A 14758-nucleotide genomic window follows, 5' to 3' on the forward strand; every position below is an offset into this window, starting at 1 on the left:
CCCTGAACGTCCGGCATTCACTCTCGTGTGGGACATTCGCCTGGCATCTGGCCGGCCCGGTGGCTTGCTACGTCCCCTGATAGAGCCGCTCCAGGTCCACCAGTACGACCTCCCCCCGATCGGCAGCGGCCCGCAGTTCCGGTGCGAATCCCACGCCGCTGTAGCAGGCGGGCTTGGCCCGGCTGGTGTCGATGCCTCTCGCCGACAGCAACCGCAGGATGCGCTGGAGCCGTTCGAGATGGCTCAGGTTCATGACCCTGTTCCACTTCGCCTCGCCGACCGACAGCAGGATGCCCTGGTCCTGGTCAACCGCGCCGTGCACCACGACATCGACCTCGTGACTGGTGCGCGCCGCAGGGTCGGAGACAACCCCCGCGGCAACCTGGATCGGCATGCCGCCGAAGGTAGCGGGCTCCGCGTGCCACTCCACCCAGGCCCGGCACAACTGCTCGAAGTGCGGGCCGACGACCTGGCTGAGGAAGGTGTTCTGACTACGCTCCCAGACCTGGTCGGCGCCGCGTCGCCGACTGAGCAGTGCCGACTCGGGGCGTACGACCGCGTGGTGGAAGGCAATCAGCGGTTCGGCGATGCGGTAGGTGGCGCGGTTCTTGCGGAAGGCATCCGGCTCGATCGTCAGCAGCCCACAGTTCTTCAGGACGGTGAGGGGCATGGAGATGTCGGTCGCCTTGCGCCCCACCGCACTCGCAATGCCACCGCTGCTGTGGTTGCCGGCCGCCACCGCCGCGAGCACCGAGTGGTACAGCGACCGGTCGCGCAGATCTGGCTCGGCCGCCAGCAGGAACGGGGCTTCGCCGTAGATCGGACGCGCCGGGTTCAGTACGGTCCGGCAGACCCAGTCGTCGAAGTCGTCCGGCCCTTCCGGCACGTCATCGTTGACGAACTCCCTGCGGTACGCGGGCGTTCCGCCCACGATCGCGTGGGTGAGGACGGCCAGTCGATGGTCTCGGATCCCCCAGAACTCGGCAGCCTCCCGGTATCCGAGCGAATGAACGACGAGATCGAGCCCGGCGCGGCCGTACAGCGGGGATGTGCCGGACAACAGGTTGCCCATGAAGGACATAGCACTGCCGCACAGCAGGATCCGCGGATGCCGCTCCAGATGCCGTCCTCCCCGCACGCCGATGGCCGCCTGCAACTGCGACGGCAGCGCGGGCGCGTTCCGTACGAGATAGGGGAACTCGTCGATCACCACGGGGACCGGCCGATCCGAGGCCAGATCGAAGACCAGCTCCAGCCCCTCCTGCCAGTTCGCGGGCCGGTGGGGCACGGCGGAGCCCGTGTAGCGGGCGAGCGCGTCCCCGAACAGCTGCAAGGACTCGGCCGCTGAAGCCTCGACCGCTGCGTAGTAGAACCCACCGGTGGCCTCGGCGAGGCCTTGCAGCAGGAAGCTCTTCCCCTGTCGCCGCCGCCCGGAGACCACCCCGAGCCGCGGACCCGCGCCTGCGGACGTCGCAAAGGCCGTCAGTTCGCTCCATTCCCAGTCCCGGTCGAACATGTCCGCCGGTTTGGGCAGGTTCCGTGCTGCTGGCCGGGCCATTCGGACCCCCTGGATTCCTTAGAAGCGTACGTCTAATAACTACGCTTCTAAGAACGACAGGACACGCGCCGAGGCACGGTCGGCCGCGGCAACTCGCTCGCTCTGCGTAGTTCCTGTGCGTATGCCCCTGCCGGGGTGTCCGCCGCACCTTGACCCCTGACCGTCCGCGCAGGTCAGGGACGTACGGCCGGAAGCGGATCTCCCTAGGGTTGCGGCATGCCCACCTCACCCATATACGCCCTCGTCGCCACGGACCTGGACGGCACCCTGCTGCGCCGCGACGACACCGTGAGCCCCCGCTCCCGTGCCGCGCTCGCCCGGGCCGCCGCGGCGGGGGCCCGGCACATCGTGATCACCGGACGGCCCGTGCCCGGCATACGGGACCTGCTCGCGCGGCTGGAGTACCGGGGTCCGGTGGTCTGCGGGCAGGGCACGCAGCTGTACGACGCCGGGGCCGGGCTGATCATTCGCGCGGCGACCCTGGACCGGGACCTGGCCGACACCGCGCTCGGCAAGATCGAGGCCCAGGTCGGGCCGGTCTTCGCGGCCGTGGACCAGGACGGAACCGACGGGCGGACGCTGATCGAGCCGGGGTACCTGATGCCCCACCCCGCATTGCCCGCCGTACAGGTCGGCCACCGCGAGGAACTGTGGGCGGCGCCGATCATCAAGGTCCTCGTTCGCCACCCCGACCTGACGGACGACGCACTCGCTGACGCGGCCCGCGCGGTTGTCGGCGACCTGGCGACCGTCACCCTGTCCGGCCCCGGCACCGTCGAACTCCAGCCGTACGGCGTCGACAAGGGCACCGGGCTGGCCCTGGCGGCCGAGACCCTGGGGGTGGATCCGGCGGCCACGATCGCCTTCGGCGACATGCCCAACGACCTGCCGATGTTCCGCCGGTCCGGGCACGGCGTCGCGATGGCCAACGCCCACCCCGAGCTGAAGGCGGCAGCGGACGAGGTGACGCTGACGAACGAGGCGGACGGGGTCGCGGTGGTTCTGGAGCGGCTGTTCGACTGATCCCGGCCGTGCGCATGGTCCCGGCGGCGCCCATGGTCCCGGGCACCCCGTTCCCGACATTCCATGCGCATGCATATAGAGCAGGCGCGTGCAGTCGTTGCGCGCAATGCACCCGATGCATCCACGGGGAGACGCCGCCGTGACCACCACTCGTTCTTTGGTGAGCACAGGCGTGTTTGACCTGACCCTTGTTGACAGTCCGTCGCCAAAAGTCGAACAATGTTCAGGCGGAAACGGAACGTGCCGTGTCGTACCGTTCCAGCTGTTCGCACCGTTGGTGCCGTACGTGCCGCGACGAGCCGATCGGGGGACGGCTCGCCCGGCCGACGGCGCGGGCGGACCCGGCGAACGCCCGCCCGCTCAGGCCGTGATGTCCTTCGCCGTGAAGCGCGCCCAGGCCGCCGAGCCGAACACCGCCGCGTACAGCCCCTGCAGCCCCAGGTTCTTGACGATCCCGTCCCAGTAGACGGGATCGCGCAGCAGGTCCGCGAAGGACATCCAGTAGTGCGGGAAGAGATACGGGTGGATGCCGCTCAACTGCGGAATCGTGTCCAGGATCTGTACAGTGATCAGCACCCCGACCGTCGCGGCCATCGCCGCGATCCCGCTGCCGGCGAGCGTCGAGACGAACAGCCCGAGCGCCGCGAACCCGATGAGTGACGCCGCCACCGTCACCGCGATCAGGCCGGCCCGCAGCAGTCCCTCGCCGACGCCGATCCGGGTCCCGGAGATCGTCGTGACTTCCCCGACCGGGAAGAGCAGCGCCCCCACGGCGAACGCCGATACCACCACGACGAGGGTCGCGGTCAGGCAGAACGCGAGGGTGGCGGTGTACTTGGTGAGCAGCAGCCGGGTCCGGCCCGCTGGTGCGACCAGCAGATAGCGCAGGGTGCCCGCACCGGCCTCGCCCGCGATCGCGTCGCCCGCGACGACGCCGACGGTCAGCGGCAGGAAGACCGGAAGCGTCACCGCGAGGGCGGCGAAGACCAGGAACAGGCCGTTGTTGGTCACCTGGGAGAGGAACGCCGGGCCGCCCTCGCCGCCGCGCGGCCCGGCGGGCGAGCCGTCGCTCGTCTGGATCCTCACCGCGATCCCGATCAGTACGGGGACGGCGGCCAGCACCCCGAGCAGCGCGAGCGTGTGCCCTCGGCGCAGGGTCGTGGCCAGTTCGGAGCGGAGAATCCCGAACGTCCACAGCGGGTTGCGGGACCGTCCCGCCCGTACGGGTGCGGCTTCAGCCTGCGACATCGAAACCCTCTCCGGTGAGTGCGACAAAGGCGTCCTCCAGCGAGGCCCGCTCGACACCGAAGGACCGTACGCGTACGCCGCCGTGGACCAGCGCCCCGCTCAGGTCGGCGAGCTCGACCTCGCGCGGCGGGGGTTCGGCGGTGACCCGGTCGCCGTCCACGGTGACGCCGGTGACGCCGTGTTCCTTGAGGACGCGGGCGGCGTCGGCGGGGTCGGGGGTGGTGACGGCGAGCCGGCCGCGGGTGTCGGCCGCGAGGTCGGCGACCGGTCCCTGGGTGATCAGCCGCCCCCGGGCCATGACCGCGGCGTGCGTGCAGACCTGTTCGATCTCGTCGAGGAGGTGGGAGGAGAGGAAGACGGTGGTGCCGTCCGCCGCCAGTTCCCGGACCAGGGTGCGGATCTCGCGCATGCCCTGCGGGTCGAGTCCGTTGGTCGGCTCGTCCAGGACGAGGAGGCGGCGCGGCTGCAGCAGGGCGGCGGCGAGCCCGAGGCGCTGCTTCATGCCCAGCGAGTACGCCCTCGCCTTCTTGCCCGCCGCGGCGGCGAGCCCCACCCGGTCCAGGGCGGCGTCGACCCGGGCGTGGCGGGTGCGCGGATCGGCGGTCGGGTCGGCGGAGTCGTACCGTACGAGGTTGTCCCGGCCGGTCAGGAACGCGTACAGCGCGGGTCCTTCGATCAACGCCCCGACCTGCGGGAGTACGGTGCGGGCGGCGCCCGGCATGGGGTCGCCGAGGACCCGGGCGGTGCCGGACGTCGGGGCGATCAGCCCCATCAGCATCCGGATCGTGGTGGTCTTCCCGGAGCCGTTGGGCCCGAGGAAACCGAAGACGCTGCCTTCGGGGACGCTGAGGTCGAGTCCGTCGACGGCAAGCTGGCCGCCGCGGTACCGCTTGGTGAGACCCCGGGTCTCGATCACGGCCGTTCCGGTCCGGGTCACCACCGAGGACTCGGTCACGGCACCGGGCTCTGTCATGCGCAACTCCCCATGGTCCGGGTAACGGAACGCCCCGCCGTACGGAGGGTACGACGGGGCGGTGGTGCGGTGTGGCGGGTGCGGGAACGTCAGTTGGCGGCGTCGGCTGCCTTGACGAGCGCGTCCTTGGTGACCGCACCGACGTAGACCTTGCCGTCGTCCGTCATCAGGGCGTTGACCAGGCGGGTCTTGAAGACCGTGCCGGAGCCGAACTTTCCGGTGACCTTGTCTCCGAACGAGTCCAGGAACTGCTGGGCCGCGGGCGGAACATCCGCGTTCTTCTCCGCAGTGGGCAGTCCCTTGGCGCCCGGTGACTCGATCGCGTAGATCGCGCCCCAGCCCTCGCCGATGACCTTCGCGCCCTCGCCGCCGGCGAACCCGTCCAGGCCGGTCAGGCCCTCCGGCCCCGTCTCGCCGTTCCTCTCCGCCTGCTTCTCCGTCTTCGCCTCGTCCGCCTCGGTCACCTTGGTGCCCTTGGGCGGGGTGAACGTGAACGAGGACGCGGCGGGCTTGCCGAAGTCGACGCTGGTGAACCCGGCGTCGATCACCGCCTTGCCGCCACTGCTCGGGGAGAGGGTGAACTTCAGCGGTACGCCGTTCTTCGCGTCCACCGCGACGGTGATCGCGCCGATCGTCGAGCCACCCTGCTTGGGCTTGATGACCAGCTTGTACGCATCACGCCCGGCGACCTGCGCCGTGCCGTCGACCGTGACGGAGGTGGTGGAGTCCGCCGCCTTCAGCGCCTGCTCGGCCAGCGCCTTCGGTGTGGCCGGCACGCCGTCCGGGGTGGTGTGCCCGTCGCGCTTCTCCGCGTCCGGGGCCTTGTCGGTGGTCGCGTGGTACGCCTCGTCGGACTTGCTGTCGTATGCCCAGAGCTGGTCCCCGTTGCGGATCACGCTGTACTCGGCGGCGCTGTCCAGAATGGAGACGCGCTGCTTGTCGGGGCCGTCGGCGGCCACCCGCAGCGTGTGCGTGCCGGAGGCGAGCTCCGTCAGCCTGTCCTTCGGGGCGGCGCTCGAACCGCCCTGCTCGCCGCCGGCGCTCCGGGCGAACGACTCGGCCAGACCGCCCAGCGACGGGATGCCGAGGTCGGTGCTGACCCGCACCGTGCCGGAGAGCTGCTGGGTGTCCGAGGCCGCGATCCTCTCGATGAGCTGCTGTGCGCTGATCTTCGGCAGCTCGGGGTCACCGGAGTCCGCGAGCGCCGGGACCAGACCGATCGTCGCGGCCGCCACCCCCGCCACCGCGACCGGGACGATGTAGCGGGCCGCCTTTCTGCGGGCAGCCGTTGTGCTCGTGACGCTGCCGGTGGTCTCTGCGCTGTCGTTCGGTGCCATGTGTGCCCTACCTCCGTGGTCGGCGGCTTCCGTCCGGATGCACTCGTCCACTCCGTGCCGCCGTTCTCACCCGATGTGGTCAGGAGTGGTTGTTCTCCATCTGACCAAAATCACCGGGCGGAATCATCAGCCTGCGGACGCAACTGCGCCTACCTCTTCGGTATGACACAACACGGTCGTCCCTCCCCCGACCCGTAGGGGTAGGACGCGAACGACACTGGGGCTTCCAAACGAAAGGCCCTAGCCCGCGCGGTGCACCACGGCGTCGCACAGCTCTTCCAGCGCGGCCTTCGCGTAGCACTCGGGAAGCGGCTTCAGGGCCGCCCTCGCCTCCTCCGCGTACCGGACGGTGTCGCGCCGGGCCTGCTCCAGCGCCGGGTGCGCCCGCAGCCGGCAGAGCGCCTCGGCCAGCCGGTCGTCGTCGCTCAGGTCGCCGTCCAGCAGCTCAAGGAGCTCCAGGTCGTCCGGCTTGCCGCCGGCCGCCGCCTGCGCCCGCAGGTGCAGGACCGGAAGCGTCGGGATTCCTTCGCGCAGATCGGTGCCGGGGGTCTTGCCGGACTCGTGGCTGTCGGAGGCGATGTCGAGCACGTCGTCGGCGAGCTGGAAGGCGACGCCGAGCCGTTCCCCGAACTGGGTGAGGATGTCCACGGCGGACTCGTCGGCGCCGGCCATCATCGCGCCGAACCGGCAGGCCACGGCGATCAGCGAGCCGGTCTTGCCGCGCATCACGTCGAGGTAGTGGTCGACCGGGTCGCGGCCGTCGCGCGGGCCCGCGGTCTCCAGGATCTGTCCGGTGACCAGGCGTTCGAACGCCTCGGCCTGGATGCGTACGGCCTCCGGGCCGAGGTCGGCCAGGATGTGCGAGGCGCGCGCGAAGAGGAAGTCGCCGGTCAGCACGGCCACCGAGTTGCCCCAGCGGGTGTTGGCGCTGTCGACGCCGCGGCGTACGTCCGCCTCGTCCATCACGTCGTCGTGGTAGAGCGTCGCGAGATGCGTCAGCTCGACGACCACGGCGGACGGCACGACACCCGGCGCGTCCGCGTCGCCGAACTGGGACGCCAGCATCGCCAGCAGCGGCCGGAAACGCTTGCCCCCGGCCCGTACGAGATGCTGCGCGGCCTCTGTGATGAAAGGGACTTCGCTCTTGGTGGCATCCAGCAGCCCCGCCTCGACAGCGGCCAAACCGATCTGGACATCGGCCTCAAGAGCCTGGTCCCGCACGCTCAGTCCGAACGGCCCGACGACGGTCACGAGGGGATCTCCTGTCTGCTGACGATCACACGGAATGTCGATGTGTCGCTGTCATCACTCAAGTCAGCGTATCCGGTCCCGTTTGGATCACCGTGGGCGCCTTCCCGCCACCGTCGGTATGTTCGTGATCAGCTCATACGATCAGGAGTAGCCCCTTTGTCCCACAGCACTGCCGCCCACGACCTGACAGAGCCACCACCCGCCGACGACGCCGTCTTTTTCGGCCGGCCACGGGGGCTGATGACCCTGTCCGGCCCGGAGGTCCGGAGCGGTTCTCGTTCTTCGGCACGCAGGCCGTCCCGGTCCTCCATTTCGCCGGCACGGCAGCGAACCGACACCGTGCAGAACGGCACCGCGACACCGGCCGGTGTGGCCGGCATCGCGGCCGGCCCCTGGCTCAGGCGCACCATGCACCCCGTCCACTGAGGTACCGCCATGCACATCCGGACCAGGTTCCCGTACGACACCACCCATGAGGACGTCCGCATCCCGCTGCCGGACGGCACACGGCTGTACGCGCGGATCTGGCGGCCGGTCACCGGCGACCCCGTGCCGGCGCTCCTGGAGTACCTGCCGTACCGGCTGAGCGACTGGACGGCACCGCGCGACTGGCAGCGCCACCCCTGGTACGCGGGCCACGGCTACGCCTCCGTACGCGTGGACGTCCGCGGGCACGGCAACAGCGAGGGGGTGCCGGGCGACGAGTACGACGCGACCGAACTCGCCGACGGGGTCGCCGTCATCCACTGGCTGGCCGAGCAGGAGTGGTGCTCGGGCCGGGTCGGCATGTTCGGCATCTCCTGGGGCGGCTCCAACTCGCTCCAGATCGCCGCGCTCGCCCCGGAGCCGCTGAAGGCGATCGTCACCGTCTGCTCGGCCGACGACCGCTACGACAACGACGTGCACTACATGGGCGGCTCGGTCCTCGCCGTCGACATGCACGCCCGGGCGGCGACCATGCTCGCCCTCGTCTGCCGTCCGCCGGACCCGGCGCAGGTCGGCGAGGAGTGGAAGGACATGTGGCGCAACCGGCTCGAAGCAGTCGAGCCGTTCATCCACACCTGGCTGGCGCACCAGACCCGCGACGCCTACTGGAAGCACGGCAGCGTCTGCGAGGACTACTCCGCCATCCGGGCGAACGTGCTCGCGGTCGGCGGCTGGCACGACCCGTACCGCGACACCGTGCTGCGGCTCGTCGAACACCTGGACCCGGCGAAGGTGCGCGGGCTGATCGGCCCGTGGTCGCACCAGTACCCGGACCGCGGCCTTCCGCCGGGCCCCTCGATCGGCTTCCTCCAGGAGACGCTGCGCTGGTGGGACCAGCACCTGAAGGACAGGGACACCGGTGTCATGTCCGAGCCGCTGCTGCGGTCCTGGATCAGCGAGTCGCACCCGCCCGCGACGGTGTACGAGACGATGCCCGGACGGTGGGTCGGTGACACCGGCCGGCCTTCGGAGAACGTCGCGCCGGTCACCTACGCCCTCCAGGGCGGGCCGCAGACCGTCGATTCGCCGCAGCACACCGGGCTGGACGCCGGACGGTTCCTCCCGTTCGGCAACGACGCCGATCTGCCGCCCGACCAGCGCGACGAGGACGCCAAGTCCGTCTCCTTCGAATTCCCGGTCGCGGACTCCCCCATCGAGATCCTGGGCCGCCCGAGGGTGAAGCTCCGGATCCGGATGGACGTGCCGCGCGGCCAGGCGATCGCCCGGCTCTGCGACGTCGCCCCGGACGGCTCGTCCACGCTCGTCACCCGCGGCGTCCTCAACCTGTCGGCCCGGCACGGCCGCGACCGGTCCGACGACTGGCCGGCCGGTGCGACCGAGGACGTCACCTTCGAGCTGAACGGCATCGGGCACATCTTCCCGCCCGGCCACCGGATCAGGATCGCCGTCTCCTCCGCCTACTGGCCGTGGATCTGGCCGCAGGCCGGTTCGGCGGGTTTCACGCTGGACGCGGACGGCAGCTTCGTCGAACTGCCGGTGCGCCGCCACACCGAGGATCCCTCGATCAGGTTCGAGCAGGCGGAGCAGTCGGAGCCGCTTGGCGTCGTCCAACCGGTGACGCTCGACGAGCCGCGCCCCGAGCGGCTGGTCGTCCGCGATGTCGCCAAGGGTGAATGGCGGCTGGAGGTCGACCCGCGCTACGGCGGTACCCGCGTCCACCCGGACGGTCTCGAATTCACCGAGGACGCGGTGGAGACGTACACGATCCAGGAGAACGACCCGCTGTCGGCGCGCACCCGCTCCGACTGGACGGTCCGGCTGCACCGTCCGGAGATGGCCTGGGACGCGCGGATCGAGACGCGGTCCGAGATCCGTGCGGACGAGACCGACTTCATCACGTCCGACGAAGTGGTGTGCAAGGACGGCGACGAGATCGTCTTCCACCGGACCTGGGAGAAGCGGATCTCGCGCACAGCGGGCTGAAAAGACCGCCGTACCCCTGCTCACGTGGGGGTATGCCGGAACTTTCCGGTCATTGCGCGTAGTTGCGACACTGCCGCGGGGTAGCAACACCGACGTAACGTGTCCCCCAAGCGACCTGGAAAGCGAGGCAGCAACAGATGCCCGAGCAGAGCAGCCCGCTCGATCTGGCCGAGGGCGACCCCTTCGGTCCGCACAACCTTCCGTACGGGGTGTTCTCCACCCACGACCACCCCGAGGACCGCCGGGTCGGCGTCCGCATCGGCAACCACGTGCTGGACGCCGGAGCCGCGGCGCACGCGCTCGGCTCGCCCTACGCCCAGCTTCTCGCCCACCCGGACCTGACCGCGCTGCTGTCGGCGGGCCGCACGGCGTGGCGGGACGTCCGGCGGGCGTTGGCCGCGTGGGTGACGGTCCCGGCGCACCGCCCGGACATCGAGCCACTGCTGCACCCGCTCGGGTCGGTGACGCTCCATCTGCCGTACGCGGTCGCGGACTACGTCGACTTCTACGCCAGCGAGAACCACGCCACCAACGTCGGAAAGATCTTCCGGCCGGACGGCGTCGCACTGACGCCGAACTGGAAGCACCTCCCGATCGGTTACCACGGCCGGTCCGGCACCGTCGTCGTCTCCGGCACGGATGTGGTGCGCCCCTCCGGCCAGCGCAAGGCGCCCTCCGACGCCGCCCCGGTCTTCGGCCCCTCGGTCAAGCTGGACATCGAGGCCGAGGTCGGCTTCGTGGTGGGTGTCCCCTCGGAGCAGGGACGGCCGGTCCCGCTCGGCAGGTTCCGCGACCATGTCTTCGGGCTCTCGCTGCTCAACGACTGGTCGGCGCGGGACCTCCAGGCGTGGGAGTACGTCCCCCTGGGCCCGTTCCTCGGCAAATCCTTCGCCACGTCCGTATCGCCGTGGGTGACGCCGCTCGAAGCCCTGGAAGCGGCCCGGATCGCCCCGCCCGCCCGGGACTTCCCGCTGCTCCCGTACCTCGACGACACGGGCGAGGAGGAGCCCGGCGGCCTCGACCTGCGGATCGCGGTCGAGATCAACGGGCAGCTGGTCGCCGAGCCGCCGTTCGCCACCATGTACTGGACGGCGGCCCAGATGCTGGCCCACATGACGGTGAACGGCGCCTCGCTGCGCACCGGCGACCTGTACGGCTCCGGCACGGTCAGCGGCGCCGAGCCCGGACAGCGCGGCTCGCTCCTGGAGCTCACCTGGAACGGCAGCGAACCGCTGGAACTCCTCGAGGGCAAGCGGACCTTCCTCGAGGACGGTGACACAGTGACGATGACCGCCTGGGCGCCGGGACCGGACGGCACCCGGATCGGTCTCGGTGAGGTGACGGGGCGGATCGTGCCCACGCCATGACGCCGCCCGCGCTCGATCTCCCCTAGGAGCCTCTGCTGCTGGCGCTGGACCCACGCCGCGGAAAGCCGTACTGCAGGAACCGGTTCCTGCAGTACGGCATGGCGGGCGCCGTCCTCGCGGAGCTCGAACTCCAGGGCCGGCTCCACGAGGAGTACGGCCGGATCCGGGTGCTCAACCCGCCGGCCCCCAGGACACGCTCCTCGCCCAGGTCCTGGGCAGCCTGCCCGTGGCGGACAAGGGCGGCCGAAAGGGCGGCGTCAGCGCGAAGCGGTGGATCCGGCGGGCCGGGCGGCACGTCGAGGAGCTCTGCCCGGACCACCTGGTCGGACGGTCGGTCCTGCGCCGGGAGACCCGGCGCTTCCTCGGCCTGGTGCCGTACCACCGCCACCCGGCCGCGCGACCGGACCTGTCGGTGGCGGTCCAGGAACGCTTCACGGCTGCCGCGGCGGCCGGATTCCCGGACCCGCGCAGCCGTACCCTGGGCGCGCTGGTCTCGGCGAACGACCTGTCGAATACCGTGGTGCAGGGCCGCTGGCGGGCGCGTTCGGCCCTGCGTGAGCTGGTGCGCGGGGAGTGGACCGCGTACGCGGTGTGCCAGAACGTCCGCCAGGACAAGGCGGACCAGGGGGGCGGGGGCGGCGGGGGTGTGACGATCAGCGACGTGTGAGGCGTTCACACGTTCGGAGGAGCCTCACCGGGTTCCCGGCGGATACGCTGGAAAGTCCCGCGAGACTCCGACGCATGGGAGCACTGATGAGCGTCGAACCCGAGGCCCCCGAGCCGCGGTGGGCGGTTCCGCCCGTGGGCGGCTGGACCGCCGATGACCTGGACCGGCTTCCGAATCTGCCTCCGCACACGGAGCTGATCGACGGGAGCCTGGTTTTCGTGAGTCCGCAAACGATTTTCCATGAGCGAGCGGTCGACTACTTCAAGTGGCAGTTGCAGTCGCTCGCACCCGTCGACCTGGAGGTCTTCCGCGAATTCACCATCGACGTCGACTGGCAGAACAGGCCTGAACCCGATGTTGTCGTCGTGCGTGAGGACGCGGTCGGAAGCCGGCGACAGACACGGTTCCCAGCCGAATCCGTGCTGCTGGCGGTCGAGGTCGTGTCCGATGAGTCCGTGACCCGGGACCGGGAGACCAAGCCGGTGAAATACGCGCGGGCGAAGATCCCGCACTTCTGGCGGGTGGAGGACCAGGACGGCCGGACCGTGGTCTACGTCTTCGAGCTGGAGCCCGCCACCGGCGCCTATACCTCCACCGGGATCTTCCACGACAGGATGAAGGTCTCCGTGCCCTTCCCGGTCGATCTCGACCTCACCGCGATCACCCCCCGCCGCCGGGCGGCGGACGCGGAGTAGTCCGGCCCCGCCGCCCGGCCCCGGGGCTCACTCGTACTCGGGCGGTTCCTCGTCCCAGCCGAACTCCGGGTCCGCCGCCGGGACCGCCTGCGGTCCCGGAACCGGGGCCGGAACCGGGGCCGGCGTCGGGGCCGGAACCGGGGCCGGAACCGGGGCCGGGGCCGGAACCGGGGCCGGAACGTGGTCCGGGACCGGTGCAGAGTCCGCGTCCGGCGCCTCGGGCCCTGCGTCCCCGAACGACCCCAGCACCTCCAGCACCCCCTCCCCGTATGTCGCCAGCTTCTTCTCGCCCAGGCCGCCGACGCCACCCAGCTCGACCAGGGACGCCGGCCGCACCGTCGCGATCTCGCGCAGCGTCGCGTCGTGGAAGATGACGTACGCCGGGACGCCCTGCTCCTTCGCCCGGGCGCCGCGCCAGGCCCGCAGCGCCTCGAAGACCGGTACGGCCTCCGGGGCCAGTTCGGCGACGGCCGCCGAGGTCTTCGCCTTGCGTTCGCCCTTCAAGGAGCGCGACGCGGGCTTCGCCGCCTCCTTGCGCAGCCGTACCTCGCGCTCGCGGCCGAGCACCGAGCCGCTGTCCTCCGTCAGCACCAGCGTGCCGTACTCGCCCTCGACCTCCAGCAGGCCCTGGGCCAGCAACTGCCGGACCACGCCCCGCCATTCCGCCTCCGACAGCTCCTCGCCGATACCGAAGACCGACAGCTGGTCGTGGTCGAACTGGATGACCTTCGCGGTCTTGCGGCCCAGCAGGATGTCGACGATCTGGCCGGCGCCGAACTTCTGGCCGCGTTCCCGCTTCAGCCGGACCACGGTGGACAGCAGCTTCTGCGCGGCCACCGTGCCGTCCCAGGTCTCGGGCGGGGTGAGGCAGGTGTCGCAGTTGCCGCAGGCCGCGGTCTGCGGCTCCTGGCCGAAGTACGTGAGCAGCCGGGCGCGGCGGCAGTCGGCGGTCTCGCACAGGGCGAGCATCGCGTCGAGGTGGGCGGCCGCGCGGCGGCGGAACGCCTCGTCGCCCTCGCCGCCCTGGATCAGCTTGCGCTGCTGGACGACGTCCTGGAGGCCGTACGCCATCCAGGCCGTGGACGGCAGCCCGTCGCGGCCCGCGCGGCCGGTCTCCTGGTAGTAGCCCTCGACCGACTTCGGCAGGTCTAGGTGGGCGACGAACCGTACGTCCGGCTTGTCGATGCCCATGCCGAACGCGATCGTCGCCACGACGACCAGACCGTCCTCGCGCAGGAACCGCGCCTGGTGGCGCGCACGCGTCCCGGCGTCCAGACCCGCGTGGTACGGAACCGCCTCGATGCCGTTGCGGCAGAGATACTCGGCGGTCTTCTCCGTCGAGTTGCGCGACAGGCAGTAGACGATGCCGACGTCCCCAGCGTGCTCCTCCTTCAGGAAGGAGAGAAGCTGCTTCTTCGGGTCGGCCTTCGGCACGATCCGGTACTGGATGTTGGGCCGGTCGAAGCTGGCGACGAAGTGCTTCGCGTCGGGCATGCCCAGACGCTGGGTGATCTCCTGGTGCGTGGTGTTCGTCGCCGTGGCCGTCAGGGCGATCCGGGGCACGTCGGGCCAGCGCTCGCCGAGCACGGACAGGGCCAGGTAGTCCGGCCGGAAGTCGTGGCCCCACTGGGCGACGCAGTGCGCCTCGTCGATGGCGAAGACGGAGATCTTTCCGCGGGCGAGCAGACTGAGGGTGGAGTCCAGGCGGAGCCGCTCCGGCGCCAGGTACAGCAGGTCGAGCTCACCGGCGAGGAATTCCGCCTCCATGACCCGGCGCTCGTCGAAGTCCTGCGTGGAGTTGATGAACCCGGCGCGCACACCGAGCGCCCGCAGCGCGTCGACCTGGTCCTGCATGAGCGCGATCAGCGGTGAGACGACGATGCCGGTACCAGGTCTGACCAGGGCCGGGATCTGGTAGCAGAGGGACTTTCCGCCACCGGTGGGCATGAGGACGACGGCGTCACCGCCCGCCACCACGTGGTCGACGACCGCTTCCTGTTCGCCGCGGAACGTCTCGTACCCGAACACCCGGTTCAGCGTCTGCTGCGCTTCGCTCTCGGCGCTCTCGGTCACATCCATGGTCCCGCCCGTCCCGCTCATCGCTCTGTCCCCCCGGGGTCCGTCCCGTTCTGTCCTGCGCCGTCCCCTGCCACGATAAGCGCCGTCGGTGACAACGCCCGCCACGCTTGACAGACCGCGCTGCCTGCCG

At 70.7% G+C, this 14758-nt stretch carries 10 protein-coding genes and 1 pseudogene; 5 read left to right on the plus strand and 6 right to left on the minus strand.

Annotated elements, in window-relative coordinates:
* Positions 1 to 67: 67 nt before the first annotated feature.
* Complete coding sequence (locus tag OH809_RS18060) at positions 68 to 1558, minus strand: ATP-binding protein (protein WP_406515314.1); 1491 nt, start codon at positions 1556 to 1558, stop codon at positions 68 to 70.
* Positions 1559 to 1774: 216 nt separating this feature from the next.
* Between OH809_RS18060 and OH809_RS18065 the strand changes: the two genes are divergently transcribed.
* Positions 1775 to 2581 carry an HAD family hydrolase gene (locus OH809_RS18065; RefSeq protein ID WP_406421447.1) on the plus strand — a complete coding sequence of 269 codons (807 nt, stop codon included), beginning with the start codon at positions 1775 to 1777 and terminating at the stop codon, positions 2579 to 2581.
* A gap of 360 nt (positions 2582 to 2941) precedes the next feature.
* Here OH809_RS18065 and OH809_RS18070 read toward each other — a convergent pair whose 3' ends face one another.
* From OH809_RS18070 to OH809_RS18085, 4 genes are all read right to left on the minus strand, one after another.
* Positions 2942 to 3829: an ABC transporter permease gene (locus OH809_RS18070; RefSeq protein ID WP_406515315.1), complete on the minus strand. Its 888-nt coding sequence runs from the start codon at positions 3827 to 3829 to the stop codon at positions 2942 to 2944.
* Positions 3816 to 4802: an ATP-binding cassette domain-containing protein gene (locus OH809_RS18075; protein WP_406421445.1), complete on the minus strand. Its 987-nt coding sequence runs from the start codon at positions 4800 to 4802 to the stop codon at positions 3816 to 3818. The genes OH809_RS18070 and OH809_RS18075 overlap by 14 nt, the downstream gene beginning before the upstream one ends.
* Before the next feature lie 89 nt (positions 4803 to 4891).
* On the minus strand, positions 4892 to 6139 hold the full coding sequence (locus OH809_RS18080) for a LolA family protein (RefSeq protein WP_406421444.1): 1248 nt from the start codon (positions 6137 to 6139) through the stop codon (positions 4892 to 4894).
* A gap of 240 nt (positions 6140 to 6379) precedes the next feature.
* On the minus strand, positions 6380 to 7390 hold the full coding sequence (locus tag OH809_RS18085) for a polyprenyl synthetase family protein (RefSeq protein ID WP_406421443.1): 1011 nt from the start codon (positions 7388 to 7390) through the stop codon (positions 6380 to 6382).
* 435 nt (positions 7391 to 7825) lie between these two features.
* Here OH809_RS18085 and OH809_RS18090 point away from each other — a divergent pair, with 435 nt between their 5' ends.
* The 4 genes and pseudogenes from OH809_RS18090 to OH809_RS18105 all read left to right on the plus strand — a co-directional run bounded on the left by OH809_RS18090 (position 7826) and on the right by OH809_RS18105 (position 12549).
* The gene (locus tag OH809_RS18090; protein WP_406421442.1) at positions 7826 to 9820 is read left to right on the plus strand and encodes a CocE/NonD family hydrolase; all 1995 of its coding nucleotides are present in this window, start codon (positions 7826 to 7828) and stop codon (positions 9818 to 9820) included.
* 137 nt (positions 9821 to 9957) lie between these two features.
* The gene (gene fahA, locus OH809_RS18095; protein ID WP_406515316.1) at positions 9958 to 11187 is read left to right on the plus strand and encodes a fumarylacetoacetase; all 1230 of its coding nucleotides are present in this window, start codon (positions 9958 to 9960) and stop codon (positions 11185 to 11187) included.
* An 86-nt stretch (positions 11188 to 11273) separates the two neighbouring features.
* Positions 11274 to 11854: pseudogene (locus OH809_RS18100) on the plus strand (GOLPH3/VPS74 family protein).
* 86 nt (positions 11855 to 11940) lie between these two features.
* Positions 11941 to 12549, plus strand: coding sequence for a Uma2 family endonuclease (locus OH809_RS18105; protein WP_406515317.1), 609 nt, complete (start codon positions 11941 to 11943; stop codon positions 12547 to 12549).
* Positions 12550 to 12576: 27 nt separating this feature from the next.
* Here OH809_RS18105 and recQ read toward each other — a convergent pair whose 3' ends face one another.
* Entirely contained in the window at positions 12577 to 14649 is a 2073-nt protein-coding gene (gene recQ / locus OH809_RS18110) for a DNA helicase RecQ (RefSeq protein WP_406515318.1), read from the minus strand.
* Positions 14650 to 14758 lie beyond the last annotated feature (109 nt).

The organism is Streptomyces sp. NBC_00873 (genome assembly GCF_045207415.1).
In the GTDB taxonomy this organism is placed as follows: Bacteria; Actinomycetota; Actinomycetes; order Streptomycetales; family Streptomycetaceae; genus Streptomyces.

What these genes read in the sequence shown, in the direction of transcription:
- OH809_RS18060 (WP_406515314.1), bottom strand. Translation starts at nt 1,558, where the DNA reads ATGGCCCGGCCAGCAGCACGGAACCTGCCCAAACCGGCGGACATGTTC.
- OH809_RS18065 (WP_406421447.1), top strand. Translation starts at nt 1,775, where the DNA reads ATGCCCACCTCACCCATATACGCCCTCGTCGCCACGGACCTGGACGGC.
- OH809_RS18070 (WP_406515315.1), bottom strand. Translation starts at nt 3,829, where the DNA reads ATGTCGCAGGCTGAAGCCGCACCCGTACGGGCGGGACGGTCCCGCAAC.
- OH809_RS18075 (WP_406421445.1), bottom strand. Translation starts at nt 4,802, where the DNA reads ATGACAGAGCCCGGTGCCGTGACCGAGTCCTCGGTGGTGACCCGGACC.
- OH809_RS18080 (WP_406421444.1), bottom strand. Translation starts at nt 6,139, where the DNA reads ATGGCACCGAACGACAGCGCAGAGACCACCGGCAGCGTCACGAGCACA.
- OH809_RS18090 (WP_406421442.1), top strand. Translation starts at nt 7,826, where the DNA reads ATGCACATCCGGACCAGGTTCCCGTACGACACCACCCATGAGGACGTC.
- fahA (WP_406515316.1), top strand. Translation starts at nt 9,958, where the DNA reads ATGCCCGAGCAGAGCAGCCCGCTCGATCTGGCCGAGGGCGACCCCTTC.
- OH809_RS18105 (WP_406515317.1), top strand. Translation starts at nt 11,941, where the DNA reads ATGAGCGTCGAACCCGAGGCCCCCGAGCCGCGGTGGGCGGTTCCGCCC.
- recQ (WP_406515318.1), bottom strand. Translation starts at nt 14,649, where the DNA reads ATGAGCGGGACGGGCGGGACCATGGATGTGACCGAGAGCGCCGAGAGC.